Origin of the sequence: Desulfatibacillum aliphaticivorans DSM 15576, from assembly GCF_000429905.1 — a bacterium.
GTDB lineage: Bacteria > Desulfobacterota > Desulfobacteria > Desulfobacterales > Desulfatibacillaceae > Desulfatibacillum > Desulfatibacillum aliphaticivorans.
Map to the genome: position 1 here is coordinate 1 of NZ_AUCT01000037.1, position 25,441 is coordinate 25,441.

Sequence of the window (25,441 nt, forward strand, 5' to 3'; positions counted from 1 at the left end):
GTGACATCCATGACGATTTCCGGGAGTTCCACTACCTGATGGATATAAAAAGGGGCGTCTTTGCAAGGCTCCAGATGGCGGCTTCCACAAGAGCATTGGTCCGGTTTGACGTCCATGATCCTGGTGGGGGGCATAAGAGCCTGCCGATGGCCTTTATGCCCTTTTTGTCCGCCCCGCTTCTTGCCGCCTTTCTTGGATTTTTTGGACTTGGCGGGACCCTGGTAAGGAGGATCGGACGAGGGCGGTTTGCTGGAATTACCGGAGTTCTTGTTGAGCTGGGCTTCCAGTTGCTCGACTCTGGCGGCAAGGCGCTTCGTTTGTTGAACGAGAAGCGCAATCGCCTCCGCCTGCTCAGAGATAACTCTGCGAGCGAACTCAGGGGTGGCATTCCAAATCTCTTGCGGCAGGGAGTCGGGTTTCATGAAAAGACACTAGCACATAAAAACGCTAATGTCTAGTGATAATAATTCCTAAGTAGCGTTTTCTTCACCCCCCTGAACGCTTACCTTTTTTGAAGCTCAAAAGGCTTTCAGCAAGAAAAAAGGACGTATTTGGAGGCCCAAAGAACCCATCAACTTCTATGGATTTCCCGATGAACTGATCGCTAATTATCAAAACGCAGATTTTTTACACGACCTGAATCTTCAACAAAAAATCCTATTCAGAAGCATTTGTTATTTGGGCCCACTTAGGACCAAAACGGATCGGTTGTATGCATGGTCAGGCAATGAACCCGGGAGCGTCGGATTTAAGGGGGAAAATGCGGTTGCTGCCATCCTCGCTGCTCGCGACCGAAAAATCAGCCTGGGTTATAGGCTCCGAGCCAAACCTTTTGAGCAAATAGTCGCCTTAAAACTAAAAGAAATGGGGTTGATTGAAGAAATCAAGGTCAACCAATTATCCGAGTCCCGCCAGGAATACGAAGTGAGGGTGCGCACCAAAGGATCCAAAGACTGGGTCGATTTGCCGGACGTGGGTTTCGGCGTTTCACAGGTCTTGCCTGTGCTTGTGCAATGCTTTTACGCCCCTCCGGGCTCCATCATCATTATGGAACAGCCGGAAATCCATCTTCATCCTAAGGCCCAAGCCCTGTTGGCGGATGTCATGATTGATGTCATCAACTCCCGGGAAAACGGGGCGGACAGGAATATTCAACTAATCATCGAAACCCATTCAGAACATTTTCTCAGGAGGCTCCAAAGGCGAATCGCCGAGGACGCTCTGGAGGAAGATAGTGTTTCCGCCTATTTCGCTAACAACGACAGAACTCCGGCAAAACTTGTTCCTCTTGAAATTGACGACTATGGAAACATTCTCAACTGGCCGGATGATTTTTTCGGCGATGAAATGGGAGATATAACCGCCCAGGCCAAAGCGGCCATGAAAAAACGGATGAGGGATAGCGACGAGGAGGCATTGGAATGAGGCTTCCCAATAAGTGCTTGGTGGATATAAATGTTCCCAAAAACGCCAATCTTGCCACGAATCCCGATCCGGATTCTGACGCTCCCAATGCGTGCATCTTGGCCTGTGTTGAGGCTGTTGAACACGTCGTTGAAAAGCGCGGACTGGTTATTGATGATGGAGACGAAATCTTTGATGAATACAGACGCCAACTTGCCATCAAGGGACAGCCTGGAGTTGGCGATCGTTTCATAAAATGGGTCCACGACAATAGGTGGAAATTTCCAAAAACTGATCGAATCCTCATTACCAAAAAAGGCGACTCCTATTACGAATTTCCCGAGCACCCAGGATTAGAGCTTTTTGATGTTTCCGATCGAAAATTTATCGCCGTCGCCAATGCTCATGCCGATAAGCGCCCGGTTCTTCAAGCAACGGACAGTAAATGGTGGAAATGGCGACAAGCCCTGATTGAAGTAGGTATTTCCGTTTTCTTCCTATGCCCCGAGTATGTTAAGCCAAAATCGGAAAAAAAGCTGGGCAAATAAATTTTGATTTCCAACGTTTGTCCCAAATCTCCTCTCCCTCTTCTTGACCATAAACCCGCCCGGTGGTAATTCCTTTCTCCGAAAGGAGTGCGAACCATGAATATTCGTCCATATGAAGATAAAGACTGGCCCAGGATATGGGAGATTGTCGGAGAGGTGTTCAGGCAGGGGGAGACCTACGCCTATTCCCCGGACATCACCGAAGAGGAAGCCCATCACGCCTGGATCGAATATCCGGCCCAAACCTTTACGGTGGAAGACGATCAGGGAGCTATCCTCGGCACCTATTATATCAAGCCGAATCAGCCGGGTCTGGGCGCCCATGTGTGCAATTGCGGCTACATCACAGCGCCGGAAGCCCGGGGCAAGGGCCTGGCGCGGGCCATGTGCGAACACTCCCAGGACCAAGCCCGTAAAATGGGATTCAAGGCCATGCAGTACAATCTGGTGGTCTCCACCAACACCGTGGCCGTGGATTTGTGGAAAAAGTTAGGCTTCGAGGAAATCGGCGTGCTGCCCAAGGCTTTCAATCATAAAAAGCTGGGCTTTGTGGACGCTTTGATATTGTATAAGCTGCTGGACTAATCCCTTTGCCGATGTTTAGGGATTTCATCCCAACCCCAATATTACAACCGGGAAGGCTCTCGCGCTTTCCCAAGGATGCATGGAGCAAGCGCTATGAAAAAATCCTTTATCCTGCTGATTGCACTCATTGTTTTTCTGCTTCCCGGATGCTCTCCCAGCTTCAACCTGTTCAAGGACGCTTCCGATCCGCTGAAGGAGCACGCCGTCTCCGGCGAGGGCAAAGACAAAATCCTCATGATCACCGTGGCCGGCGTTATTTCCGACACGCCTTCCAACGAGCTTTTTTCCTCCAAGCCCAGCGTGGTGCAGGAAGTGGTTTCCCAGCTTCGCATGGCGGAGGAGGACGACGCCGTCAAAGCAGTGGTCATCAAGGTGGACTCCCCCGGGGGGACGGCCACTGCCAGCGATATCCTGTATCATGAGATTAAGGAGTTTAAGGAAAAAACCGGCAAAAAGGTCATGTGCGTGTTCATGAACGTGGCCGCGTCCGGCGGATATTACATGTCCCTGCCCGCGGACCGCATTGTGGCTCACCCCACAAGCATCACGGGCTCCGTGGGCGTCATCATGGTGCAGCCCGCCTTTAAGGACCTGATGGATAAGGTCGGAGTTGGGATGCGTGTGAGCAAGTCCGGCAGAAACAAGGATATGGGCTCCCCCTTCCGCGATCCCACGGACGAGGAAGTCCGGCTGCTTAACGGCGTGATCAATGATCTGGCCGAACAGTTTGTGGGACACGTGAAAGATCACCGCAACCTCACCCCGGAAGCTCTGGAGGAAGTCCGCACGGCCCGGATCTTTGTGGCTTCCAAAGCCCTGGAGCTTGGCCTGATCGACGAGGTGGCCTATCTGCCCCAAGCTATTGATGAGGCCAAGGAAATGGCAGGAATCCCCGAGGACTCCAAAGTGGTGGTTTATCGCCGTTCCAAAATCGCCAACGACACGGTGTACAATGTCGCCGGGTCCCAAAGCAGCGCCAAAGGCGCCCTGGTGAACGTCAACTTCCCCATGGGGTACTCCGACCTGCCCATGGGCTTTTATTATTTATGGGCCCCTGCAGCCCAATAGGAAGCAGCATGCAATACAAAGCAGTTATTTTCGATCTGGATGGAACCCTGTTGAACACTCTGGACGACCTGGCGGACTCGGCCAACCGTGCCCTGGCCGCCAGGGGCTTCCCCACATACACGGTGGACGAGTATAAATACTTCATCGGCGACGGCGCGGAAATGCTGGTGCGCCGCGCCCTGCCCGAGGGCGCTCAGGACGACGACGCGGTCTTCGGGGTGCTGGACGCCTTTAAAGAGGATTACAGCCGCAACTGGAACGTTAAAACCCGCATTTACGAAGGAGTGAACGACCTGCTCACCGCCGTGGACGGCATGGGCGTCAGAAAAGCGATCCTTTCCAACAAGCCCCACGAGTACACCCTTTTATGCGTGGAGGAATACTTCGCCCCCGGAACCTTTGAAATGGTCCTGGGCATGCGGCCTGAAGTTCCCAAAAAGCCGGACCCGGCGGGGGCCTTTGAAATCGTTCAATCCCTGTCCCTCAAGCCCGAGGAATGCGTGTTCCTGGGAGACAGCTCCACGGATATTCATACGGCGAAAAACGCCAACATGCTGGCCGTAGGGGCCTTGTGGGGATTCCGGACGGCCGACGAACTCACCCAGGCCGGCGCCCAGGTGGAAATCCGCACCCCCATGGAATTGATGAACCACCTGAAAAGATAGGATCACATCGGGGCGGCGCTTTCTTGACATTAGCCGCCCCGAATCTTATTTTGTACATATGCACTCCCTCTGCGCTTTAAGAAAATGCGCCTCATTTTCCTTGCTGTTTTTATTTGTTTCTACGCTTGTTTTTTCTCCTTCAAGCTCCCGTTAAAAATCGGACAATTTGCTGCAAACCTGCTTCATGGACCGGGCTCCGGGGTTTTTGAAAAAAGTCAGGAAGGTGGGCTGCCTTCCCGGCTGAAAGCTCCGGAAATTTGGCTGAACACCGCAAAACAAAGGAGGCGCCTTATGAAAGCAGGAATCTTTTTTACGGGATCGGGACCCATCCTTCTCTTGACATCCTATGAGACATTGGATGATCCCCAACTGGTGGAAAAACTGGAGACAAAGGGCATCAAACGGTACATTGCTTTTGAAGTGGACGAGGAAAAGGTCCGGGAGCGGTACGGGATGCACTATAATCTCGTGATGAACGACCTGCGGCAAGCCAGCGACCTGCGCGTCCTGGACTATGACGGGCACCATGTTTTCAACATGTTCCGTTTTGACGAAATGCATCCTCCGGTGAAGCACGATGCATGATTCCTCCCTCCCCAGGGAAGGGCTTCCAAAATCAAACAGGGGGAGGCCTCAGCGGCTTTCCCCTCTCAAACCGTCCTGCTATCCGGCGATGCCGAATTCGATTCTTGGATTCAGGGCGTGCCCCGGCCTGAACGCGCTTGGCGCGTTCCAAAGGCGCCCACAGGGGGGCGCGGCTACACTGCTTCTTAAACCTCAAAGGTTGCATTTGATATGCTGCGGCGGCTTGCCTTGCCTGATTATATTTTCTGATATTTGCCGTTGGAATGAGCCACCCTGCCCTGGCTTTGGAGTTCATCCAAATGGCTGGAAATCATGTTGCCTTCAAAAAAGGCGTAAAGGAGTTCCCCGCCGGGGAAGTATTTTTTGTAAAGGGGCTTTTCGGCCAGGATTTCTTCAAAGGACTTGGGGGAGTCCAGGGCGTCCAGGACGGCTTTTTCGTTGCGGTCCAACAGGCTTTTAAATTCAATGAGCGCCTGCACCGCGTTTTCCGTCACCGGCGGCTTGTGGGAGCTGGCTACGATAGCGGGCTCCAGGGCGATGAGCTTGTCCATGGAATGTCTAAAATCGTTGATGTCCGCCTCGGGATTGCCGTAGAAAGGGCCAAAGCTGGTCATGTCGATGTCAAAGGACAGCAGAATTTTGTTTTCAGGCTCCCAAAAGCAAAAATGGTCCGCCAAATGCCCGGGGCAATGAATCGCCTGAAGCGTTATCCCCCCAAAGTCCAAAAGGTCGCCGTCCGAAAACACGCCGGTGACTTCGTAGTCCTGAATGCCCGTGAATTTTTTGACAAAGCCTTTCCAGAAGTCTGCCACTTCAAGATTGTCCTTGATGAGACGGGCCGCTAAAATGTCCAGGGTTCCGGTTTCCTGGGAAAGCACGTCCGGAACCATCAGGTCGATGCCTTTAAAGATGAAATTGCCCGCGATATGGTCCGGGTGGGCATGAGAATTGTACACCGCATCAATTGCAAACTCATCCCGCAGGGCGCGGCAGAGATCCAGGCCGCAGCCTGTATCGATGAGCGCGGTTTTTTCGCCTTTGATTAAAAAGGAATAGGAAAAAGGAAATCGGCCCTGGTTGGGGGCAGTGACCAAAAAGAGCTTGTCGGACAGGGGAACGAGGTCCAGGTCGGGCATATTCTCCTCAAAATAAAAAATCCCCGGGGAACGGGCCCTCAGGGATTTATTGGTCGCTGGTAATGGAGGCGTAGGCGCTGTGGTTATGGATGGACTCAAAATTCTCGGCGCTTACGGAAAACCACTTGATATTTTTGTCTTGCGAAAGCACACAGGCAATGTCGCGCACCACGTCTTCCACAAATCTGGGGCGGCGGAACGCCCGCTCGGTCACATATTTTTCGTCCACCCTTTTCAGGACCGAGTATACGTCGCACGAGGCCGCCTTTTCCACCAGTTCAATCATGTCCTCAATCCACCTGAACTTTTCGAAACGGGTGGCCAATTTGACCTCGCCGCGCTGATTGTGGGCGCCTTCGTCCGAGATTTCCTTGGAGCAGGGGCAGACCGAGGTGATGGGCACGCTGATTTCCAGGATTAAATCCACCTGGTCCTGGGCGTCGCTGGAGCCCTTAAGGCAGCAGGTATAATCCATGAGCCCCAAAGAGCCGCTCATGGGGGCTTTTTTCTCAATGAAATAGGGAAAGGTCATCTCAATGTGCGCGCTGGCTGCATTGAGGAGTTTTTTCATCTGATCCAAAAGCACGGAAAAGGTTTTGAGGGAGACCTGGGGCTTGGTGTCATGGAGCATTTCCACGAAACGGCTCATGTGGGTGCCCTTATATTCATGAGGCAGGTCCACATACATATTGATCGTGGCGACCGTGGGCTGAAATCGCTTTTCCTTGTCAAGAACCGTAATGGGGTAGCGAAGATTTTTGATTCCCACCTTGTTGATGGGCATATTCCGGTCGTCATACTGGCTTTGTACGTCAATCATATCGTTCAATTTTTTTTCCTGTATCCAGGGGGCAAAGCGATCATTACATATGATCATTTCAACAGGTAATCGGTTTTTACCCGGCTCATGGAGCGAAAAAGGTTTCCCCTGATTTTCGGATTCTGCTTATACAGCCCTTCCAGGAGCTGTTTTATTTCCTCACGTTTGGAGGCGCCGGAAGTCGGACAGGCGTTCTCGATTTCAGGCATGTTCATGGCCCTGGCGAAATAGGCGATGTTTTTTTCGTCCGTATACGCCAGGGGCCGGATCACCGTTATTTCCCCCCCGAAAAATTCCTGATACGGCATCATGGTTGCGATTTCGCCCGTATAGCACATATTCAGGAACAAGGTCTCTATCAAGTCGTCTTTATGGTGGCCAAAAGCGATTTTGGTGCAGCCCATTTCCTGGGCCAGTTCAAATATCCTCTGCCGCCTGAGCCTGGAACATAAAAAACAGGGATTTTCCCTGTTTTCATCGCTGTGCGCGCGAATGCCGAAATCGGTTTTTTCCACCCGGAGGCGGTAGTTCATGCTTTCGCAATATTGCGCGATTTGATCCGCGCTCGAGTCGTCGAATCCAGGGTCTATGTGTATGCCCTCAAGGTGGTACTTCACGGGAATTCGCGACAGGCGCTCCTGCAAAATCCACATGAGGGTGAAACTGTCCTTGCCGCCGGAAATTCCCACGGCCACCCGGTCGCCTTCCTGAATCATGTCATAGGCTTCCTGGGCTTTGCCTACCTGCCTGTTCAGGACTTTAAAGGCGCCGGTGGCGCGTTTTACGCCATGGACCCTGGCAAATCGGCTCATTACAATTCGTCGGGCATATTCTTATCCACGTAGACCTTGTCCGCTGCGATTTCACGCAGAGCCACGACAATGTCTTCGTTCTTGGGAGAACTCACCAGATATTCGGAGCCTTCGCGCATTTGCCTGACGCGTTTGGCCGCCATATGAACCAGCAGAAAACGATTGGGAACGCGCTTCAGGCAATCTTCAATGGTGATGCGGGCCATGCATCCTCCTTGTTTACAGGCGTTTAGAGCCTGATTTAAAGTTATTGCAGCGGGCGGAGATGCGCGTGCAGCGCCTCCTGACCGCCGCCAAAAAGGAATAATGCTGTTTTTTTTCGTGAATTGTCAAGCAAAAAGGCCTTTGCCCCCGGCCTTCAGCTATTGAATCTCCACGACTTCAAAATGCCTTTGGCCCCCGGGAGTCTGCACCTTGACCTCATCCCCGGGCTTCTTCCCCACCAGGGCTTTGCCTAAGGGAGAGGTGACGGAAATCTTGCCAGCCTGAATGTTGGATTCGTCCGGGCCTAAAAGCTGATAGCTCACTTCCTCGCCCGTGTCGATATTCTCAAGGACGACCGTGGCTCCAAATACTGCGGTATCCCCCTTTTGGGTGGAGGGGTCGATGACGTCGGCGCTGGCGACCTTATACTCCAACTCGGCAATGCGGCCCGCAATAAAGCCCTGACGCTCCTTGGCCGCATGATACTCGGCGTTTTCGCTCAGGTCTCCGTGCGCCCTTGCTTCTTCAATGTCCTGGATGTTCCTGGGGCGTTCCACGGTCTTCAGTTGGACCAACTCGTTTTGGAGTCTTTCCAATCCTTCGGGGGTGATGGGTGTGCGTTCCAACGCAATGCTCCTTCAAAAAAGTTGGCGGCGGACGCAATCGTCCGCCGCCTTGATGTTTTCGGACTATTTCGCCGAATTCTTGACAAAGTCTGCAATGAGATCCCCCACCTCGGAGGTGGAGAAGCCCATTTTACCGGCGCCCAGATCCTTGAGATCGTCTCTCAGAACCTTGATGATGCCTTGCTCGATCCAGGATGCAGCCTCGGTTTCGCCCAGGGTGTCCAGCATGATCTGGCCGGCGCCAATGGCTGCGATGGGGTTGATGATCCCCATGCCCGTGTACTTGGGCGCCGAGCCGCCGATGGGCTCGAACATGGACACCCCTTCGGGGTTGATGTTTCCGCCGGCGGCGATCCCCATGCCGCCCTGGATCATGGCGCCCAGGTCCGTGATGATGTCGCCGAACATGTTGTCCGTCACGATCACGTCAAACCATTCGGGATTCTTGACCATCCACATGCAGGTGGCGTCCACGTGGGCGTAATCCGCTTCGATGTCCGGATATTCCTTGGCCACTTCGTAAAAGACCCTTTCCCACAGATCGAATGCAAAGGTGAGAACGTTGGTCTTGCCGCACAGGGTGACTTTTTTGCCCTTTTTGTTGTTGCGCTTTTGGCAGTATTCAAAGGCGTACCGGATGCAGCGCTCCGCGCCTTTCCGCGTGTTGATGGATTCCTGAACCGCCACTTCGTCCAGGGTGCCTTTTTTCAGCACGCCGCCTGCGCCTGCGTACAAGCCCTCGGTGTTTTCACGGACGACCACAAAATCAATGTCCTCCGGCCCTTTGTCCTTCAAAGGAGTGTCCACCCCTTCGTAAAGTTTGACGGGACGAAGGTTAATATACTGATCCAAGGAAAAGCGAAGGTCCAAAAGAATGCCTTTTTCAAGGATTCCGGGTTTAACGTCCGGGTGGCCGATGGCGCCAAGATAAATGGCGTCCATGGTTTTAAGGCTATCCAGGGTTTCCTGGGTAAGAAGGTCGCCGGTTTTCATGTAGTTTTCGCCGCCAAGGGGAAATTCCACAAATTCATAGGAGATATTTCCTCTTTCTCCAGCGGCTTTTAAAACCTTGACGCCTTCTGCAACAACCTCCGGGCCAGTGCCATCTCCCCCCACTATGGCGATTTTGTGTGTTTTGGACATGAGTTAACTGCCTTTCCTCTTCCGCCCCGTCGCTGGGCAGAGTGTTGGGCCTGCATGATGCAGGCATACAAAAAATGCCGGGGCCTCCGGGAAGATTCTCCTCCCCGGCGCCTCCGGCTGGTTAATGGGATCTATTTTTACAATGCCTAATTCAAATTTTCAAGCTCTGATTTTGAATCGTCGTTTTTTGGCGGCCTCCTCCTATTAACCAAGAGCATAATGGGGCCGGAACTCACGTAAGTCAGAGCAATGAGAAACAACACCAGTTTGGGCGCCATGGCAATGAGCGCCACGAATAAAATCAGGCAAATCAACACGTAAAAATTCTTATTCCGGAACATTTCCGGCTTTTTAAAGCTATTGTACTTGACTGTGGAAACCATTAAAAAACCCAGGGCGAAAAGCAGGACCAGCATCAAAACCCGGTGGCCGGACAAAACCTGGCCGTTTGCCTGCACCCAACCCAGCTTGTCGTAAAACAAAATGGTGGTCACGGCCATGCCGGCGCCAGCGGGGATGGGCAAGCCCACAAAGTAATCGCTGCTGACCACGGCCGTTTGGGTGTTGAACCGGGCCAAACGCAAAGCCCCGCAGGCCACGAACAAGAATGCGGCCAGCCAGCCGATCCGCCCAAGAGGTTGAAGCGCCCACAAGAACATGGTCAGGCCGGGCGCCAGGCCGAAAGAAACCAGGTCGGCCAGGGAATCGTACTCCACGCCGAACTGGCTGGTGGTGTTGGTGGCCCGGGCCACCTTGCCGTCCAGATTATCGAAAACCCCTGCAATAAGAACGCAAAAAGCAGCCTTTACATAATCCCCCTGCGTAGCTGAAATCACGGCGAAAAAACCGAAAAACAAATTGAGGGAGGTTACAAAATTTGGCAGGACATACACTCCCTTGTGCATGTCAAAACGCCTTTTTCGGCCGTCTTTGTTCTTATTCTTCATGGCATATTCCCTATCACGGTTGATCCGGCGAAAACCTTGTCCCCTGGCAGTACGCAGGGGTCAAAGCCTACCGGCAAGTACACATCCAGGCGGGAGCCAAAACGAATCATGCCGAACCGCTCTCCCTTAACAACCTCGTCGCCCGGTTTAATTCCACATAAAATCCGTCTGGCCACCAGCCCGGCGATCTGCACGTAACAGATTTCCCGGCCGTTGCAGTCCAGAACAACGGCGTTGTGTTCGTTCTCCTGGGAGGCCTTGTCCAGGTTGGCCCTGAAAAACTTGCCCGGATTATATATAATCCGTTTGACCGTCCCGTTCATGGGATTCCGGTTAACGTGGACGTTGAACACGGACATGAAAATGCTGATCTTAAGCGCCCGGCCTTCAATGAAGGGATTGGAATCCACCACATTGACGAAAAGCACCTTGCCGTCCGCGGGAGAAACCACGGCGTTTTCCTCTTCAGGGGCAAGCCGGTCCGGGTCCCTGAAGAAGTAGCATGAAAACATCGTAAACACATATAGCAGCAAAGCAAGAACTTTATAATCCAGAATCGCCATTAGCAGCGTAGTAAAACCTGCTGCAAGAATAATCGGCCATCCGGCGTTGGCGATGGGCAGGGCTCTGTCGCTTGGGGGATCCGGATATGTATATTTTTCCATAATCAATCTTTCAATCTTAAGGGCGGCGCCAAAAATAATCAAGGCGAATTCCTGCCGTCGGGTTCGCCTTGCATGGGATGGCGAACAATACATCACCGGCAGGTAAGTGTCAATCTCAGTTCGTTTTTCAGAGGGCGATGCGGCCCGAATTTACACGGCCTGAGGAATTTTCGGCAGTTTGGCGTCGGACTTTCTAATGTAGGTCGCCTTGAGATCCGCAGCGCTGCATGCCTTGCCCTCTTTTATGGCCTTTGCGGCAATGTCTGCAACCACGGTGATGTCGATTCTGTTCAAGTCCTCCGGGGCGAAGCGCGCCTTACCGCCCAATTCAGCTTCAATGAACTCCCGGTACAGGGCGGCGCCGTCTCCAATAAACAGGCTTTGTTCACTGACTTCGCAAATCCATTGCTCCGGCGATTTGGCGGCTTCCGGGCTCGTTTGCACCAGCCCGTTATCGCTCGGCCGGAATTCGGCTGCATACACCTGCCCTTTCCGGGCGTCCATGGCGGCCTGAACGGGCAGGTTGCAGGGCTGGGCGGCTTTCGCCAAAGCGTATAGTGTGGACACTCCGTACACCGGGATGTTCAAGGCCGAAGCCAGCCCTTTGGCGGAAGCAATGCCGATGCGCAGGCCCGTAAAGCTGCCCGGGCCGCAGGTCACGGCCAAGCCATCCACCTGAGCCGGCTTAAGCCCCGCCTCGTTCAACACGTTTTGGACCGCATCCATAAGGCTCCTGGCATGGGAGCGGGACCGCTCCCCCTGCTCCCGGGCCAGCACCCGGCCGTCTTCAACCACAACCACGCCAAACCCCAGGGCGGCCGTATCCATGGCCAGAACGATCATTTATCTGCGGCCTCTGTCGTTTTCGCCTTGGGCTGGGTCTTTTTGGCCTTGGGCTTCGCCGCTTTTTTAGCCGGCTTTTTTTTCGGCGGCGCCTTTTTCTTTTCCGCGGGCAAGAGAGCCTTTTCCAAAACCTCATTCACGTGGCTCACCGTGATGTATTTCAGCTTTCTGCGCACCTGCTGCGGAACCTCGGACAACTCCTTTTTATTTTTCTCAGGAATAATAATTGTCTTGATCCCGGCTCTTAAGGCGCCCAGAGATTTTTCACGCAAGCCGCCTATGGGCAGCACCCTGCCCCGAATGGTCACCTCGCCGGTCATGGCGATGTCATTGGCCACCGGCCGCTCGGTCAGGGCCGAAACCAGGGCCGTGGTCATGGCGATGCCTGCGGACGGGCCGTCCTTGGGAATGGCGCCGGCCGGCACATGAATATGGATGTCGAAATTATCGAACAGATCCGGGTCTATCTCCAACTCGTCTTCGTTGGTCCGGGCGTAAGACAAAGCCGCCCTGGCCGACTCCTGCATGACTTCGCCCAACTGGCCCGTCAGCACCAGTTCCCCCTTGCCGCGCATGAGGGTGGTCTCGATGTACAGGGCTTCGCCGCCCCAATGGGTCCAGGCCAGTCCCGTGGCAAGGCCGATCTGGGGCTCTTCCTGGTCCATCTCGGGCAGAAATTTTTCCAGGCCAAGATATTTGACCAGGGAGGACGCGGTAATCTGATACGGCCCCTTTTTGCCTTCCGCGATTTTCCGGCTGACTTTCCGGCAAAGGGTTCCGATTTCACGCTCCAGATTGCGCAAGCCGGACTCGCTGGTGTATTCCGTGGCCATTTTAAGCAATGCATTGCCCGAGATGGTAATGTCCTCCGGCTTGAGGCCGTTTTCCTTGACCTGCCGGGGAACCAGGTATTGCTGGGCGATAAGCACCTTTTCGTTTTCCGTGTACCCGGCCAGATTGATGACCTCCATCCTGTCAAGCAACGCCGAGGGGATGGTGTCTGTCATGTTGGCGGTGGTAATGAACATGACGGAAGACAGGTCGAACGGCACGTTCAAGTAATGATCCGAAAAGGCGAAGTTCTGCTCCGGGTCCAAAGCCTCCAGCAAGGCGGAGGAGGGATCTCCCCGAAAATCCGCGCCGATTTTATCGATCTCGTCCATCATGAATACGGGATTGTTGGACTTGCAATGCTTCAACCCCTGGATGATGCGGCCGGGCAAGGCGCCGATGTAAGTCCGCCGATGGCCCCTTATTTCCGCCTCGTCCCGGATGCCGCCCAAAGAAAGGCGGTAAAACTTCCGGCCCATGGCCCGGGCGATGGACTTGCCCAGGGAGGTTTTTCCCACGCCCGGGGGGCCCACAAAGCACAGGATGGGGCCTTTCATTTTCGGGTTGAGCTTGCGTACGGCCAGGTATTCCAAAATGCGGTCCTTGACCTTTTCCAGGCCGTAATGGTCCTCTTCCAGAATTTCCTTGGCTTTTTTGATGTCCAGGGTGTCCTTGGTGGCCTTTTTCCAGGGAACCTCCACCAGCCAGTCCAGATAGGTGCGGACCGTGGGGGCTTCTCCCGCTTCCGGGTGCATCTGCTCCAGGCGCTTGAGTTGGCGGTCGGCCTCCTCCTTGGCTTCCTTGGGCATCTTGGCCTTACGGATTTTGTCCTGATATTCCTTGATTTCCTGGGTCTTTTCGTCCACCTCGCCCAATTCGCGATTGATGGCGCGCATTTGCTCCCGCAGGAAGTAATCCTTCTGGCTTTTGGATATCTCGTCGCGCACGCTGGACTGGATGCGGGCCTGCATGGCCGAAAGCTCCACTTCCCGGGAGACGAATCCGTTGACCGCCAGGAGGCGCTGGACCGGATCGATGGCCTCGAAAATGCTCTGGGCTTCTTCGATTTTCAGATTCAGGTTGGAAGCGACCAGGTCGGCCAGCCGTCCGGGATGGTCGATGCCGTCCAGGACCATGGTGACGTCCGGGGTGAGTTCTCCCCGAAGCCCCAAAATCTTTTCGCAGCTTTCCTTCACGTTGCGCATGAGGGCTTCGGTTTCCATATCCAAATCGCCCAGGTCCTCTTCATGAAGCAGTTCGATGCGCACCCGGAACATATCGGATTTTTTGGTGTAGCGGACGATTTTAGCCTTGGCCAGGCCCTGAACCAGCACCTTAACCCGGCCGTCCGGCAGCTTGAGTACGCGCAGAATCCGGGCCGCAGTGCCGTGCTTGAAAATTTGGTCCGATTCCGGGTTTTCCACGGCGCCGTCCATCTGGGTGGCCAAAAACAAAAAGCGGTCTTTGGCCATGGCTGCATCCACGGCGCGCACGGATTTGTCCCTGCCCACAAACAGGGGGATAATCATGTGGGTGAACACCACCACATCCCTAACCGGAAGCATGGGAAGGGTGGCGGGTATATCAAGATTCTGGTCGTCAGCATCTAGCAGTCCGACAAGATCGTCCGTATCAGTATGGGCCATTGGCTCTCTCTCAAATCTTTTGGGTTATTGGGACGTTGGCCTGCTTTGGCCGACGATAGCCCATCCGGCGGCGATTCGCCTGCCTTCAGGCTTCCCGAATGAAAAACTAATACAAAACATGCCACACTATGACAACAACAATCTTGACATTTAGAGCCCGGGAAGGCAAGGTTACAAATACGGAAAAGCTCGCAACCGGTTAGGCGAGCCGCTCCGAATTCGGCGTCCAAACAATGGAGAATGCATGTCTACAGCTCTGGTCCCGGTGCTACCCTATATATTCGTCCTCGCGTTCGGCCTGATCGTAGGCAGTTTTCTCAATGTTTGCATCTTCCGCATCCCGGAGGGGGGCATTCCGTTCAGCGAACCCCGCTCCCACTGCCCCCAGTGCAACGCCCAAATAGCCTGGTACGATAACATCCCCGTGGCGTCTTATATTGTGTTGACGGGCAAATGCCGGGCCTGCAAGGCCTCCATCTCCATAAGATATCCTTTGGTGGAGCTGGCTTCCGGAATGTTCGCCCTGGCCTGCGCCGTCAATTTCGGCTTCACCTGGGCGGCCCTGGTTTACTACCTGCTCATTGCAACCCTCCTGGTCATCACCTTTATCGACCTTGATCACATGATCATACCCAATATAATCACTCTGCCGGGAATTCCCATAGGCATTGCGGCATCTTTTTTGCTCCCGGAACTCAGCCTGGCCCAATCCCTGATTGGAGTAGCTGTGGGCGGCGGGGGCCTGTTCGCCGTATCCGAATTGTTTTACCTGCTCAGAAAAAAAGAAGGCATGGGCATGGGCGACGTCAAGCTCCTGGGCATGCTGGGGGCATTCTTCGGCGTTAAGGGGGTTTTGTTCACCATCATGGCCGGGGCCTTTGTGGGAACCTTCGTGGGGTTGATCCTCATCCCCCTGAACCGCTCCAAGGGATTGGATTTGAGAATCCCATTCGGCCCATTCCTTGCCTCAGGCGCTATCGTGTATATCTTTTGGGGAGAATTTTTGATTTACAAGTATTTGGAGTACGCTCGTGGCGGATTTTGAAAAAATTGAACACACAGCTCTTGCCGCAGCCCACGGGGCCGCCAAAGTGCTGTTGAAATATTACGGACGCGCCCGGGTGGTGAAGAAAAAGGGGGAAATCGACCTTTTAACCCAGGCGGATAAAGCCTCCGAGGAAATTATTGTGGAGGCCATTGCCAGGGCCTTTCCGGACCACGCCATCCTGGCCGAGGAAGGAAGCGGCAAGGAAGCCGATAGCGAATACACCTGGATTGTGGACCCCCTGGACGGAACCACCAATTACGCCCACGGCCTGCCCTTGTTTTCCATTTCAATCGGCCTGGCCCGGGCGGAAAAAACCATCTTCGGGCTGGTCCTGAATCCGGTGACCCAGGAGTTGTTCGTCGCCAAAGAGGGACAAGGGGCGACCCTGAACTCCAGGCCCATCTCGGTTTCCGACCAGACGGACCTTCAGGACAGCCTGGTGGTGACCGGATTTCCATACGGGCTGAAGACCATGATGCCGGAGTTGATGGACCGGTTTTCTGCCGTGCTGCCCAAGGTGCAGGGCGTTCGCAGGCTGGGCTCAGCCGCCCTGGACCTGTGTTACGTGGCCTGCGGAAGATTTGACGGATTCTGGGAGCAAAACCTTGCTCCATGGGATACCGCCGCCGGAGAATGCATCGTCCGGGAGGCGGGAGGCAAAGTCACGGACTTCGCCGAAAATGAGTTTTCCCCCGGCGGGAGCCAGATCCTCGCCACGAACGGGAAAATTCATGATGCGTTTTTACCTTTGATATGTTAAGGAAGGTGCATGGGTATTTTTTTGAAGGATGGATCGTTAGGACAGGTAATATCGTCGGACCCGACGGATTGTTTCGGAAACTTTAACCGGGGCGACAAAGTTTGCATGAAATGGTGCGCCATGCGCTTGGCATGCTGCATCGAATATGATCGTCAGATGGAGGACGAATACATCATGGAGGATGACTTGCAGCCCATGGGCTCCATGATCATGAATTAAACCGCGCCCTGACATTCTGATTTGGATGAGTCTAAAACGCCCGGACCGCTGTTTGCCAGCGGCCCGGGCTTTTTTTTTGATAAGAAGGGCCGCCCCCTGGAGCATCATCGCCAATGGAGGATCAGAGATTTTTTTACAGGGGCTTTTAAAAGTTTTAATTTCAAATAGTTAGATATACATTCCCACGCGTAGCATGGTAACTAAAAGTCGGATGGACAATGGTTGCAACTGCAGCGCAGCTGCGCCCCCCTGTATACGCCTTTGTGTGGGTGGAACAGGCAGCGCCGTTTGCTGCCTGTGTTGCGAAGCAACAAAAGGTGCGGCCTGGGAAGAATGCCGGAGCTGAGGACGGTCGGCGGGCGAATGGCGCCGGCTGAATCCCAGCTTTTGTTTGGTTTTGGATGAATCACTCGTCCGCGCAATATTTTGGATTTTAATTGTCAAATCGGTCGCACCTGCTGCGCTTGCGCGCCTAGGCAAGGAACTGCTGTGCCTGGGCCGCCCTGCAAGTTTAAAATCAAGTGCGAGGCCTGTTCATAGAGATCAAATTCAACCTGCCTGGCTTCAAGGAGCATTGTAGATTCAAGGCTTGCCCTGCTGCCTTGCAAAGGCTTCTCTTTGTGGGGGCTGTTGGGCGGGCGACGTTGGTTAAAGGCCCTTTGCTGGGTTTCGTATGGATTTTTCCTGGCTTCGATCGTCCGATAGAACGGATTCACCCAATCGGCCTTTTTTAACGCCGAACAAACTCTACCCAACCTACTATCTTTATAGGAAAAATCGTAGGTTGGGTAGAGCGTGGAAAAGGCATTTTAAAAGCCCATTTTCTGCGCCTTGATGAACTTCATTTAACTGGCTTTAATGTTCCCGCGAAACCCAACAAAAACCGCCTGATCCGCTTCGAAAAATCCGGCCTGCCGGGTCTCTAACGTCAAACGTAAATCCGACCCCATGTTTTCTGAAACCATTGTCGGGTTTGAAGTCCACCAGCGTTCTCGCCGGTGTGAGGCGTAGAGCTGGACTTCGTAACCCGACCTACAAAATCAGCCTATATTTTAACTTGTTACGTAGGTCGGGGCACGCGGAGCCATCTGGAGCATAGTAAAATCCAAAGGCCCCCGGCCCGCTGGGAATGATATGGATTCCCGAGATCCCCATGCGGAGCGACCCGACAAAATCCTTTTTAGCTACCTCACCCCCGCCAGGCTTTGGAGGATGAACAGGGCCTCTTGCGTGTCAAAAACGCCGTCGTAACCCAGGGCGTTATCCTGTTTCAGGACCCCTTCATACTGATTTACAATGATCTGCAGGCAGATGATGGCGTCTTCCAGATTTACCTCGCCGTTATTATCGACGTCGCTGGAGTTCCTGCCTAAGCAGTCGTCGCCTATGCCGTCGTTGTCGTAATCAGCCTGGTCGACGTTGGAAGTGAACGGGCAGTTGTCGCAGGGGTTTCCTACGTTATCGCGGTCATCATCGGCTTGGTCCGGATTAACGTCTCCCGGGCAATTGTCGCAAGGGTCGCCCACGCCGTCTCCGTCCGCGTCTTCCTGTAAGTCGTTGAAGTTGGAAGGGCAGTTATCGCAAGCGTCGCCCAGGCCGTCTCCGTCCTCATCCCCCTGTTGGGCGTTGGCCGTGGAAGGGCAGTTATCGCATTCGTCGCCCACGCCGTCTCCGTCCGCGTCTTCCTGGCCGGGATTGAAAATTCCGAAGCAGTTGTCAAATAAGTCGTCATCCAGGCCATCGCCGTCCGTATCGTCAAACAGGTGAAAATCAGCGCCGGAATAAATCGCATGAACCGGTGAGCTATAACAACAAACGGACGTGCCCGTCCCCGCCTGGCCATATTCATTATACCCCCAGGCCCACACCGCGCCGTCTTGGGTTACGGCCAGGGTATGCAAACCTCCGCCGGCCATGGCGACAAGGCCTGCGATGCCGGTCACCTGCTGGGGCGTCGTTTTTATCTCACTGTAATCCATCAGCCCCAACTGGCCGTAGTCATTGCGCCCCCAACTCCATACCGAGCCGTCCCGAGCCAAAGCCAGGGAGTGATTATCTCCAGCGACTATTGCGGCCGCATTGGAAAGGGCTTCCACTTTCTGCGGCGTACTTTCATCAGCCCCTAAGCCGCTGGTCCCAAGCCCTAGCTGGCCGTAATAATTATCCCCCCAGGCCCACACCGAGCCGTCCCGGGCCAAAGCCAGGGTATGATAACTTCCAGCAACTATTGCGACCACGTTGGAAAGGGCTTCCACTTTTTGCGGCGTGGCTTTATCTGTATTCGATCCACTGGTTCCCAGCCCCAACTGGCCCCATAAATTATTCCCCCAGGACCACACCGAGCCGTCCCGGGCCAAAGCCAGGGAGTGAAATTCTCCGGCGGCTAATGCAGTTACGTTGGAAAGGGCATTTACTTTCTGCGGCGTTCTTTCATCAGCCCCATCGCCGCTGGTCCCAAGCCCTAGCTGGCCGGCGCCATTGGAACCCCAGGCAAACACTTCACCGCCGGAAGTCAGCGCCAGAGAGTGGCGATAGCCCGCCGCAACAATGGGGACGGCATTGCCGCAGCCGGAGACGCCGGGCTCCGACTTGAACGGATCGTAAGGGCAGCCGTCGCAGGCGTCGCCCTTCCAATCTCCGTCTGCATCTTCCTGGCTGTAATTGGGCGTTTCCGGGCAATTGTCCATATCATCATACACCCCATCCGAATCCCCATCATCGCAAGCGTCTCCAATGCCGTCGCTATCCCAATCATATTGGTCGGGATTTACCGTTGCCACACAATTATCGCAGGCGTCGCCCAAACCATCCCCGTCGCCGTCAGCCTGGTCGTCATTGGCAACCAAGGCGCAGTTGTCGCAGGCGTCGCCCACGCCGTCGCCGTCCGTATCCCATTGATCTTCATTGGCCATAAAAGGGCAGTTATCCGTTTCATCAGGGATTGTGTCGCTGTCGTTGTTATTATCGCAGGCGTCGCCCACGCCGTCGGAATCCATATCCTCCTGGCCCGGGTTGAAGCCGTCAGGGCAATTGTCGCAGGCGTCGCCGAGACCGTCTCCGTCCGGGTCCTTCTGGTCCGGGTTGGAGACGCCTGGACAATTGTCGGAAACATCGTCGTCCGAACCGTCGGCGTCGTTGTCGTTAAACAATTGCAAGTTACCGCCGGAGTATTCCACATGGACGGGAGTGCTTGAATATACATAATCCCAGTTTCCCAACTGGCCGTATTGGTTGTCGCCGAAAATCAGCACGGTTCCCTCCGCCGTCAATACCGCTGTATTACTATACCCTGTTGCAATGGCGACAGCCGGGGGAATGCCTTCCAGGCGAACCGGGCTTTCCGGCCCATCAATCTCTCCAAGCCCCAACTCGCCTTCCTGGTTGCTTCCCCAGACCCACACCGAGCCGTCCGCAGTCAAGACGCAGGAGTGGTGTCCTCCAGCGCTTATAGCAATAACATTTGCAATGGCTTCCACTTGCGTGGGATTGGCGGCGTTATCGTCGTGGCCCAGCCCCAATTGGCCGTTGTTATTATATCCCCATGCCCAAAACCTGGCCGAACCGATCCAGGGCCAGGGAATGGTAAGCGCCTGCCGAAACAGCCGTAATATCTGATAAGCCGCCTATTTGCACAGGCTGGTCAAGCGTCACCTGAGCGTCCGGGCCTGCTTGATGATAATTGTTCAATCCCCAACCCCATGCGTAACCGTCCCTGGTGACGGCCAGGGTGTGGAGCAATCCACCGTCCACGGCGGCGACAGCGCCGAAATCGGGAAGCCGTTCCGGCTCATGGCGATCATCAAGGTCGCCCAGGCCAAGCTGGCCATGACTATTATCGCCCCAGGCCCACAGCCTGCCGTCCCGGGTCACTGCCAATGAGAATACATATCCGGCTGACATATCCGCTACGTTGGAAATCACGGGGACCTGCACGGGCAGGGTTCGAGAAATTGCATCGCCCATCCCCAACTGGCCGTCGCTGTTATTGCCCCAGGAGTATAAAGAGCCGTCCCTGGTCAAGGCCAGGGAATGATCCCAGCCTGCGCGGAGAAACGCAATATTTGAAATTGACGAGGCCGCCTGCACGGGCTGGGTCCGGGTTAGCACGTCGCCAAGGCCCAACTGGCCGAATTCGTTCCATCCCCAGGACCACAAGGCGCCTTCCGCATCCAGCGCCAGAACGTGAGGCCCTTGCGTGTCCAACATGGGCTCGCTGCGGCCGCAGCCGGAGAGACCGGGCGCCGTCTTGAACGGATCGTCAGGGCAGCCGTCGCAGATGTCGCCTGTTCCGTCCTCGTCCGTATCGTCAAACAGGAAAAAATCCTCCCCGGAATAGAGGGCGTGGACCGGTGCAAGCACGGATGCAGGAGTCAGGCTTTCCAAGCCCAACTGGCCGCTGGCGTTCGATCCCCAGGACCAGACCGAACCGTCGGCGGCAAGGGCCAGGGAGTGCTTCTCCCCTCCTGCCAAAGAGACGACATAGGCTTTAGAAGACACTTGGACGGGCAGGTTTTGATCGCCGGTTGCGCCGATCCCAAGACGGCCTTCGTCATTCCCTCCCCAGGCCCACAAGGCTCCGCCCTGGGTGACCGCCATAGCATGATACCACCCGGCCCCAATGGCCGTTACGTAGGACAAGGTCGCGACGCGCCCCGGCGCCTGGGGGCTTTGAAAATTCCCCAAGCCGAGTTGGCCGGACCCGTTGGCGCCCCAGGCCCATAAAGAGCCGTCTTCAGCCAGGGCCAGGCCGAATTGCTTGCCCGCTGCAATGGCTGTGATATTGGAAAGAACGCCAATGGCGGTCGGGGTTGCAATGCTATCCCCGGAGACTCCGGTTCCCAACTGGGCGTTTCCATTGCTCCCCCAGGCCCAGACCGTGCCGTCATTTTTCAAAGCCAGGGAAAATAACTCCCCCGCTGCGACCGCCGAAACATCATCAAGATCGGAAATCCGAACCGGCGCGTCGGCATCGTCGCCGACAAACCCCAACTGGCCGCTGTTATTGCGGCCCCAGGCCCAGACCTCTCCGGTCTGCGTCGCCGCCAGGGCATGGTAATCGCCCCCTGCCATAGCCGCGACATTGGAAAGAACCAGGGTCTGTGAAGGCGTCAGGCAATCTTCATTGCCCCCCAGGCCCAGTTGCCCGAAATTATTCCCGCCCCAGGCCCAGACAGCCCCGTCCGAGGCCAAAGCCAGGGAAAAATATTTGCCCGCAGCCAGGGAAACGATGCCGGAAACCACCATCGCCTGCTCCGGCCCGCTTCGGTCCAGATTGTCGCCCAGGCCAAGCTGGCCGGCGCCATTGGCGCCCCAGGCCCATACCGTCCCGTCCTCTTTTAAAGCCAGGGAGTGCTCCAACCCGGCTGCAAGCATGGATCCGGTGAAGTTGCAGCCGGAATCCGCTGCGAACACGGGGTATGGAGCGGCAAGAAAAAAGACCGGAAAAAGGACAACCAGTAACAGGATGATAAAGGTAAATCGGATGGGAGCGGCGACAATCCTGGCGGCAAAGAATGTTTTAGAGTGTTGAAAATGGCAAAAAACCACAGAGTCTTGGTAAAAACTGCGGCAAGGCCAATTTTTTTCCAAGAGAAATTTCAGGCTGCAAAATTTGAATAGTATTAATTGTGAAATATTTCAATCATTATTTTACCATCGATTTGCCTGTAACGAACAAAATAAGCATAGTCGATGGATAATACGAGGGAGCTCACAGGAAAACCTTCAAAAGAGAAAAAGAACGCTATGGCCTCTGATGAGATACGGCCCTGCAGCGGCCACCCAAAACATAGCGCCGAATTTCAGTTTCGTTGGTTAATGACGCTATGCAGGCGCACAGCTTGCGGTGCTCAGGGGGCGCATTGGGAACTCACAAAGCCCGTTTAAAGACCTCTCACTTTTTAGACAGGCGTGGAATTCTCATCATTTGCGCCCTTTTTTGACAGGATAAAGATTTAAACTCCTTGTGCCGATATCCCCTTCGATGCTATAAGCCACTCACATCAAGTTTTTTAATGACGTCCGAAGAAACGGAACTGTAGGACCATGAGTCGTGATTTGACAATATTGGTTGCGGACGACGATAGAACGACGACCGCAATCCTAAAAAATACATTAGAAAAGCAATCTCTCACTCCGGTAGTGGCCAACGACGGCATCCAGGCCCTTAAAATCCTGGAAGAGACCCCGGTGGATCTGGTGATCGCCGACTACCAAATGCCCGGATTGGATGGCTTTGAATTGCTGCAGGCCATGAAAGACCGGGGTATGGATATTCCTTTCGTCATGGTGACCGCTCACGGCAGCGTGGACATGACCATGAACGCCATGCGTCTGGGAGCCATTGAGTATCTCGTCAAACCAGTGGATCCATTGGATATCGTTGTGTTGGTGGAGAAGACCCTTAACATCAACAGGATGAAATCCCGCCTGTCCCGGCTGCAAAAGGAAGTGGAGAAGAAATACCACTTCACCAATATTGTCGGCCAAAGCCCCCAGATGCAGATCCTGTTCGAGAGCATCCACAAGGCCTCCAAAAGCACAGCCAACGTCCTCATCACCGGAGAAAGCGGGACCGGCAAGGAGCTTGCCGCCAAAGCCGTCCATTATAACGGCCCCTTGAAGGAAGGTCCTTTTGTGGCGGTCAACTGCTCGGCCTTTTCCTCCGGCACCCTGGAAAGCGAGCTGTTCGGGCATGTTAAAGGCGCTTTCACCGACGCCCACCGGGACCATATGGGCCGCTTTGAGCTGGCGAACAAGGGCACCCTGTTCCTGGACGAAGTGGGCGACATCCCGGCCGACATCCAGGTGAAGCTGCTTAGGGTGCTCCAGGATAAGACCTTTGAACGGGTCGGCGCCCAGGAACCCATCCACTCGGACTTCCGCCTGGTGGCCGCCACAAACCGCGACCTCAAAGACCTGGTCCGCAAGGGAAAATTCCGGGAAGACCTCTTTTACAGGTTGAACGTGATCGGCATGACCACCCCGGCTTTGCGGGAGCACCCGGAAGACATCCCTCTTTTGATCTCCCACTTCCTTAAAAGGTACGGGCAGGTGGGCGGCAGAAGCATTAAGACTCTTTCCATGCACGCCATGAAAATCATGCAGGAATACCGGTGGCCCGGAAACGTCCGGCAGCTTGAAAACGCCATTGAAAGCGCCGCCGCCATGTGCGATGGCAGCATGATCCGCACCGCGGACCTTCCCCTTGAGATCACCGCGCCCCAGAGCGAAGACCCTCTGAGGGTAGATGCTTATCGGGGAACCTTGCCTGAAGTGGTGGAGCGCATTGAAAAACATATGATTTTAAAGGCCTTGGAACAAAATCAATGGGTGAAAGCCCATGCAGCCCGCACCTTGGGCGTGAGCGAACGCGTCGTCTCCTACAAAATGGCCAATTACGGCCTGACCAAAGACAAAGCCAAGCCGACAAAATCGTAGGCCACCTACAATTTTGTCGGCTTCAACCTCACTTTTCAGGAAACATCCCCTTCTTTCACAACAACAATATTCTCATTAAATTTAGCCTATTAAAAAATTAATGGCTATCAATTTTTTCTTGGCGCCGATCTTGCCACTTGTACAAGCCACACTGCTAAGGGACCCAGTGGTTCCGCTGTACGGGAACCGGCTCCAGGCAGGGTTTCACTGATTCTACTGGGTCCAATATTTACGTGAGGTTTGTCCTGATGAAGGCATTTGCTTGTGAAAAAGTTGTATGCCCCGATGGGATCTGGATTATTTCCGAAGGGAGATATCGCGACCTGGACCTTCGGTTGATCCTGGAAGGGGCGGAAGTGGTCACGGTTAAGGAATACAGAATTTCCGACCTGGCCTATTATATGTTGGGGCCCAAACCCATAGAGGTGAAGAAAAGGCTTGTCGGCTGCGAAGTTCATGCAATTGAACCCTTTTCCAACCGGTTCAAGGCGAAGATCAAAAAAGTTCTGCCCCGGTTCATGCACGGCATGTTCAAGGAAACGCCCATGGAGCCGCAGATTCTTATGAGCCCCAGGGAAAACACATGCTCCGCCTTGGACAGCAAGGAATTGGAAAAACACCTGGTACGGATTGAAAGCCAGTTGCGGCCCTACAATTCGGTTATCAAGCAGGTGAACGGACTGGATCTCACGCGGGTGAAGGACATTGTGGGCATTTGCGAGGATTTCGGCAAGAATCGCTCCCAATTGCTTATCAAGGGCTGTCTGGAAGACAAAGTGGCCTACATTGCCGAGGGCATCACCCTGGACGTGGGAGTGACCCTGGACAGGGCTTATGTGGCCAACGGCCTGTTTGAAATGGGCGCCTACGACTTTGACGGCTACGACAATCAAAAGTCCTTCCGGCTGGTGACCTTCATGCACAGGGGCGAAACCAAGGCCTTTGTCCTGGACGACGACAACCGGATGAAATTTGAAGTCCAGGAACTGGACACCATACAGTACATCCAACTTTTGGAAAATTGCCTGCGCATCAACCCGAAAATGAAAGAGGCCATGGATCAATGCATGGAAGGCAAAGCCATGGCCGCGAAAATTCTGTTCAACCATCACATGGAGATTGGGTACTCCACGTCCCGGATTCCCGAGATTTACAGGCAGGCTTTTGAAACCTACGACATTGGGCTCAGCGAAATGGACGCAGTCATGCATTCGTTGAACACCAAGCAGTTTGGCATAGCGTTTTCGTACATTCCCAAGACAGGGGATGAGCAGGACAAGGTATTCACCACCATATCGGTGATGCATGATTTTCAAGCCCTGGACAGCATCAAGGCGGAACTGCCCGAGTTATACTCGGAAATCAGCAAGATGACTTCCGTGTCCGATGCTGGGACTTACTACCTGTTGGACGCCATCCGGGGCGTACAGTAACAAGAGGCCGAGG

The 25,441-nt window shown here is 54.4% G+C and carries 24 protein-coding genes; 11 read left to right on the forward strand and 13 right to left on the reverse strand.

From position 1 onward, the window contains the following. Positions 1-422: DUF6444 domain-containing protein (locus G491_RS36425; RefSeq protein ID WP_248635502.1), on the reverse strand; the 422-nt coding region annotated here is incomplete at its 3' end. Between the two features lie 448 nt (positions 423-870). Between G491_RS36425 and G491_RS36780 the strand changes: the two genes are divergently transcribed. From G491_RS36780 to G491_RS0123915, 6 genes are all read left to right on the forward strand, one after another. Then, a complete protein-coding gene (locus tag G491_RS36780) occupies positions 871-1,425 on the forward strand; it encodes an AAA family ATPase (RefSeq protein WP_248635504.1) in 555 nt (184 codons plus the stop codon). Beyond that, positions 1,422-1,952 (forward strand): hypothetical protein, encoded by a 531-nt coding sequence (locus G491_RS0123890; RefSeq protein ID WP_028316340.1) that lies wholly within the window; start codon positions 1,422-1,424, stop codon positions 1,950-1,952. Before G491_RS36780 ends, G491_RS0123890 begins: the two co-directional genes overlap by 4 nt. Before the next feature lie 96 nt (positions 1,953-2,048). Beyond that, positions 2,049-2,537: a GNAT family N-acetyltransferase gene (locus G491_RS0123895; protein ID WP_028316341.1), complete on the forward strand. Its 489-nt coding sequence runs from the start codon at positions 2,049-2,051 to the stop codon at positions 2,535-2,537. A gap of 93 nt (positions 2,538-2,630) precedes the next feature. Continuing rightward, a complete protein-coding gene (sppA, locus tag G491_RS0123900) occupies positions 2,631-3,605 on the forward strand; it encodes a signal peptide peptidase SppA (RefSeq protein ID WP_028316342.1) in 975 nt (324 codons plus the stop codon). 8 nt (positions 3,606-3,613) lie between these two features. Further along, entirely contained in the window at positions 3,614-4,270 is a 657-nt protein-coding gene (locus G491_RS0123905) for an HAD family hydrolase (RefSeq protein WP_028316343.1), read from the forward strand. 291 nt (positions 4,271-4,561) lie between these two features. Next, the gene (locus tag G491_RS0123915) at positions 4,562-4,855 is read left to right on the forward strand and encodes a hypothetical protein (RefSeq protein WP_028316344.1); all 294 of its coding nucleotides are present in this window, start codon (positions 4,562-4,564) and stop codon (positions 4,853-4,855) included. 236 nt (positions 4,856-5,091) lie between these two features. Here the strand turns inward: G491_RS0123915 and G491_RS0123920 are convergent, their stop codons facing one another. The 10 genes from G491_RS0123920 to lon all read right to left on the reverse strand — a co-directional run bounded on the left by G491_RS0123920 (position 5,092) and on the right by lon (position 14,528). Further along, on the reverse strand, positions 5,092-5,991 hold the full coding sequence (locus tag G491_RS0123920) for an MBL fold metallo-hydrolase (protein WP_028316345.1): 900 nt from the start codon (positions 5,989-5,991) through the stop codon (positions 5,092-5,094). A gap of 46 nt (positions 5,992-6,037) precedes the next feature. After that, complete coding sequence (gene folE2 / locus G491_RS0123925; RefSeq protein WP_028316346.1) at positions 6,038-6,811, reverse strand: GTP cyclohydrolase FolE2; 774 nt, start codon at positions 6,809-6,811, stop codon at positions 6,038-6,040. 53 nt (positions 6,812-6,864) lie between these two features. Next, positions 6,865-7,623 carry a PP-loop family protein gene (locus G491_RS0123930; protein ID WP_051327498.1) on the reverse strand — a complete coding sequence of 253 codons (759 nt, stop codon included), beginning with the start codon at positions 7,621-7,623 and terminating at the stop codon, positions 6,865-6,867. Then, complete coding sequence (gene rpoZ / locus G491_RS0123935; protein WP_028316348.1) at positions 7,623-7,829, reverse strand: DNA-directed RNA polymerase subunit omega; 207 nt, start codon at positions 7,827-7,829, stop codon at positions 7,623-7,625. Before rpoZ ends, G491_RS0123930 begins: the two co-directional genes overlap by 1 nt. A gap of 156 nt (positions 7,830-7,985) precedes the next feature. Then, a complete protein-coding gene (gene greA / locus G491_RS0123940) occupies positions 7,986-8,453 on the reverse strand; it encodes a transcription elongation factor GreA (RefSeq protein ID WP_012610378.1) in 468 nt (155 codons plus the stop codon). A gap of 63 nt (positions 8,454-8,516) precedes the next feature. Further along, positions 8,517-9,596 (reverse strand): 3-isopropylmalate dehydrogenase, encoded by a 1,080-nt coding sequence (locus tag G491_RS0123945; protein ID WP_012610379.1) that lies wholly within the window; start codon positions 9,594-9,596, stop codon positions 8,517-8,519. Between the two features lie 146 nt (positions 9,597-9,742). Beyond that, entirely contained in the window at positions 9,743-10,543 is an 801-nt protein-coding gene (pssA, locus tag G491_RS0123950) for a CDP-diacylglycerol--serine O-phosphatidyltransferase (RefSeq protein WP_012610380.1), read from the reverse strand. Further along, complete coding sequence (locus tag G491_RS0123955) at positions 10,540-11,208, reverse strand: phosphatidylserine decarboxylase family protein (RefSeq protein WP_050783022.1); 669 nt, start codon at positions 11,206-11,208, stop codon at positions 10,540-10,542. The genes pssA and G491_RS0123955 overlap by 4 nt, the downstream gene beginning before the upstream one ends. 150 nt (positions 11,209-11,358) lie before the next feature. Next, the gene (gene tsaB, locus G491_RS0123960) at positions 11,359-12,051 is read right to left on the reverse strand and encodes a tRNA (adenosine(37)-N6)-threonylcarbamoyltransferase complex dimerization subunit type 1 TsaB (RefSeq protein ID WP_028316350.1); all 693 of its coding nucleotides are present in this window, start codon (positions 12,049-12,051) and stop codon (positions 11,359-11,361) included. Beyond that, positions 12,048-14,528, reverse strand: a complete 2,481-nt coding sequence (gene lon / locus G491_RS0123965; RefSeq protein ID WP_028316351.1) for an endopeptidase La — start codon at positions 14,526-14,528, stop codon at positions 12,048-12,050. The genes tsaB and lon overlap by 4 nt, the downstream gene beginning before the upstream one ends. A gap of 244 nt (positions 14,529-14,772) precedes the next feature. On the opposite strand from lon, the gene G491_RS0123970 reads away from it, so the two are divergent. From G491_RS0123970 to G491_RS0123980, 3 genes are read left to right on the forward strand one after another with little or no spacing between them, the layout of a single operon-like run. Continuing rightward, entirely contained in the window at positions 14,773-15,573 is an 801-nt protein-coding gene (locus tag G491_RS0123970) for a prepilin peptidase (RefSeq protein ID WP_012610384.1), read from the forward strand. Beyond that, entirely contained in the window at positions 15,560-16,336 is a 777-nt protein-coding gene (locus G491_RS0123975) for an inositol monophosphatase family protein (RefSeq protein ID WP_028316352.1), read from the forward strand. Before G491_RS0123970 ends, G491_RS0123975 begins: the two co-directional genes overlap by 14 nt. 9 nt (positions 16,337-16,345) lie before the next feature. Beyond that, the gene (locus tag G491_RS0123980; protein ID WP_012610386.1) at positions 16,346-16,555 is read left to right on the forward strand and encodes a hypothetical protein; all 210 of its coding nucleotides are present in this window, start codon (positions 16,346-16,348) and stop codon (positions 16,553-16,555) included. Between the two features lie 1,184 nt (positions 16,556-17,739). On the opposite strand, the gene G491_RS36785 is transcribed toward G491_RS0123980, so the two are convergent. Together G491_RS36785 and G491_RS32300 are read right to left on the reverse strand one after the other, a co-directional pair. Continuing rightward, a complete protein-coding gene (locus tag G491_RS36785; RefSeq protein WP_051327499.1) occupies positions 17,740-20,073 on the reverse strand; it encodes an RCC1 domain-containing protein in 2,334 nt (777 codons plus the stop codon). A gap of 13 nt (positions 20,074-20,086) precedes the next feature. Next, positions 20,087-22,144, reverse strand: a complete 2,058-nt coding sequence (locus G491_RS32300; RefSeq protein WP_051327500.1) for an RCC1 domain-containing protein — start codon at positions 22,142-22,144, stop codon at positions 20,087-20,089. Positions 22,145-22,600: 456 nt separating this feature from the next. On the opposite strand from G491_RS32300, the gene G491_RS0124005 reads away from it, so the two are divergent. Further along, on the forward strand, positions 22,601-23,995 hold the full coding sequence (locus G491_RS0124005) for a sigma-54-dependent transcriptional regulator (RefSeq protein WP_028316353.1): 1,395 nt from the start codon (positions 22,601-22,603) through the stop codon (positions 23,993-23,995). A 248-nt stretch (positions 23,996-24,243) separates the two neighbouring features. Beyond that, positions 24,244-25,428: a hypothetical protein gene (locus G491_RS0124010; protein WP_157468535.1), complete on the forward strand. Its 1,185-nt coding sequence runs from the start codon at positions 24,244-24,246 to the stop codon at positions 25,426-25,428. The last annotated feature ends 13 nt before the right edge of the window (positions 25,429-25,441 follow it).

Bases quoted from the DNA above. Each gene is read 5' to 3' on its own strand.
- rpoZ (WP_028316348.1), bottom strand. From the start codon at position 7,829: ATGGCCCGCATCACCATTGAAGATTGCCTGAAGCGCGTTCCCAATCGT.
- G491_RS0124005 (WP_028316353.1), top strand. From the start codon at position 22,601: ATGAGTCGTGATTTGACAATATTGGTTGCGGACGACGATAGAACGACG.
- pssA (WP_012610380.1), bottom strand. From the start codon at position 10,543: ATGAAGAATAAGAACAAAGACGGCCGAAAAAGGCGTTTTGACATGCAC.
- G491_RS0123945 (WP_012610379.1), bottom strand. From the start codon at position 9,596: ATGTCCAAAACACACAAAATCGCCATAGTGGGGGGAGATGGCACTGGC.
- tsaB (WP_028316350.1), bottom strand. From the start codon at position 12,051: ATGATCGTTCTGGCCATGGATACGGCCGCCCTGGGGTTTGGCGTGGTT.
- G491_RS0123915 (WP_028316344.1), top strand. From the start codon at position 4,562: ATGAAAGCAGGAATCTTTTTTACGGGATCGGGACCCATCCTTCTCTTG.
- G491_RS0123970 (WP_012610384.1), top strand. From the start codon at position 14,773: ATGTCTACAGCTCTGGTCCCGGTGCTACCCTATATATTCGTCCTCGCG.
- G491_RS0123955 (WP_050783022.1), bottom strand. From the start codon at position 11,208: ATGGAAAAATATACATATCCGGATCCCCCAAGCGACAGAGCCCTGCCC.
- G491_RS0123890 (WP_028316340.1), top strand. From the start codon at position 1,422: ATGAGGCTTCCCAATAAGTGCTTGGTGGATATAAATGTTCCCAAAAAC.
- G491_RS0123920 (WP_028316345.1), bottom strand. From the start codon at position 5,991: ATGCCCGACCTGGACCTCGTTCCCCTGTCCGACAAGCTCTTTTTGGTC.
- G491_RS0123895 (WP_028316341.1), top strand. From the start codon at position 2,049: ATGAATATTCGTCCATATGAAGATAAAGACTGGCCCAGGATATGGGAG.
- sppA (WP_028316342.1), top strand. From the start codon at position 2,631: ATGAAAAAATCCTTTATCCTGCTGATTGCACTCATTGTTTTTCTGCTT.
- G491_RS0124010 (WP_157468535.1), top strand. From the start codon at position 24,244: ATGAAGGCATTTGCTTGTGAAAAAGTTGTATGCCCCGATGGGATCTGG.
- G491_RS0123930 (WP_051327498.1), bottom strand. From the start codon at position 7,623: ATGAGCCGATTTGCCAGGGTCCATGGCGTAAAACGCGCCACCGGCGCC.
- G491_RS0123980 (WP_012610386.1), top strand. From the start codon at position 16,346: ATGGGTATTTTTTTGAAGGATGGATCGTTAGGACAGGTAATATCGTCG.
- G491_RS0123905 (WP_028316343.1), top strand. From the start codon at position 3,614: ATGCAATACAAAGCAGTTATTTTCGATCTGGATGGAACCCTGTTGAAC.
- lon (WP_028316351.1), bottom strand. From the start codon at position 14,528: ATGGCCCATACTGATACGGACGATCTTGTCGGACTGCTAGATGCTGAC.
- folE2 (WP_028316346.1), bottom strand. From the start codon at position 6,811: ATGATTGACGTACAAAGCCAGTATGACGACCGGAATATGCCCATCAAC.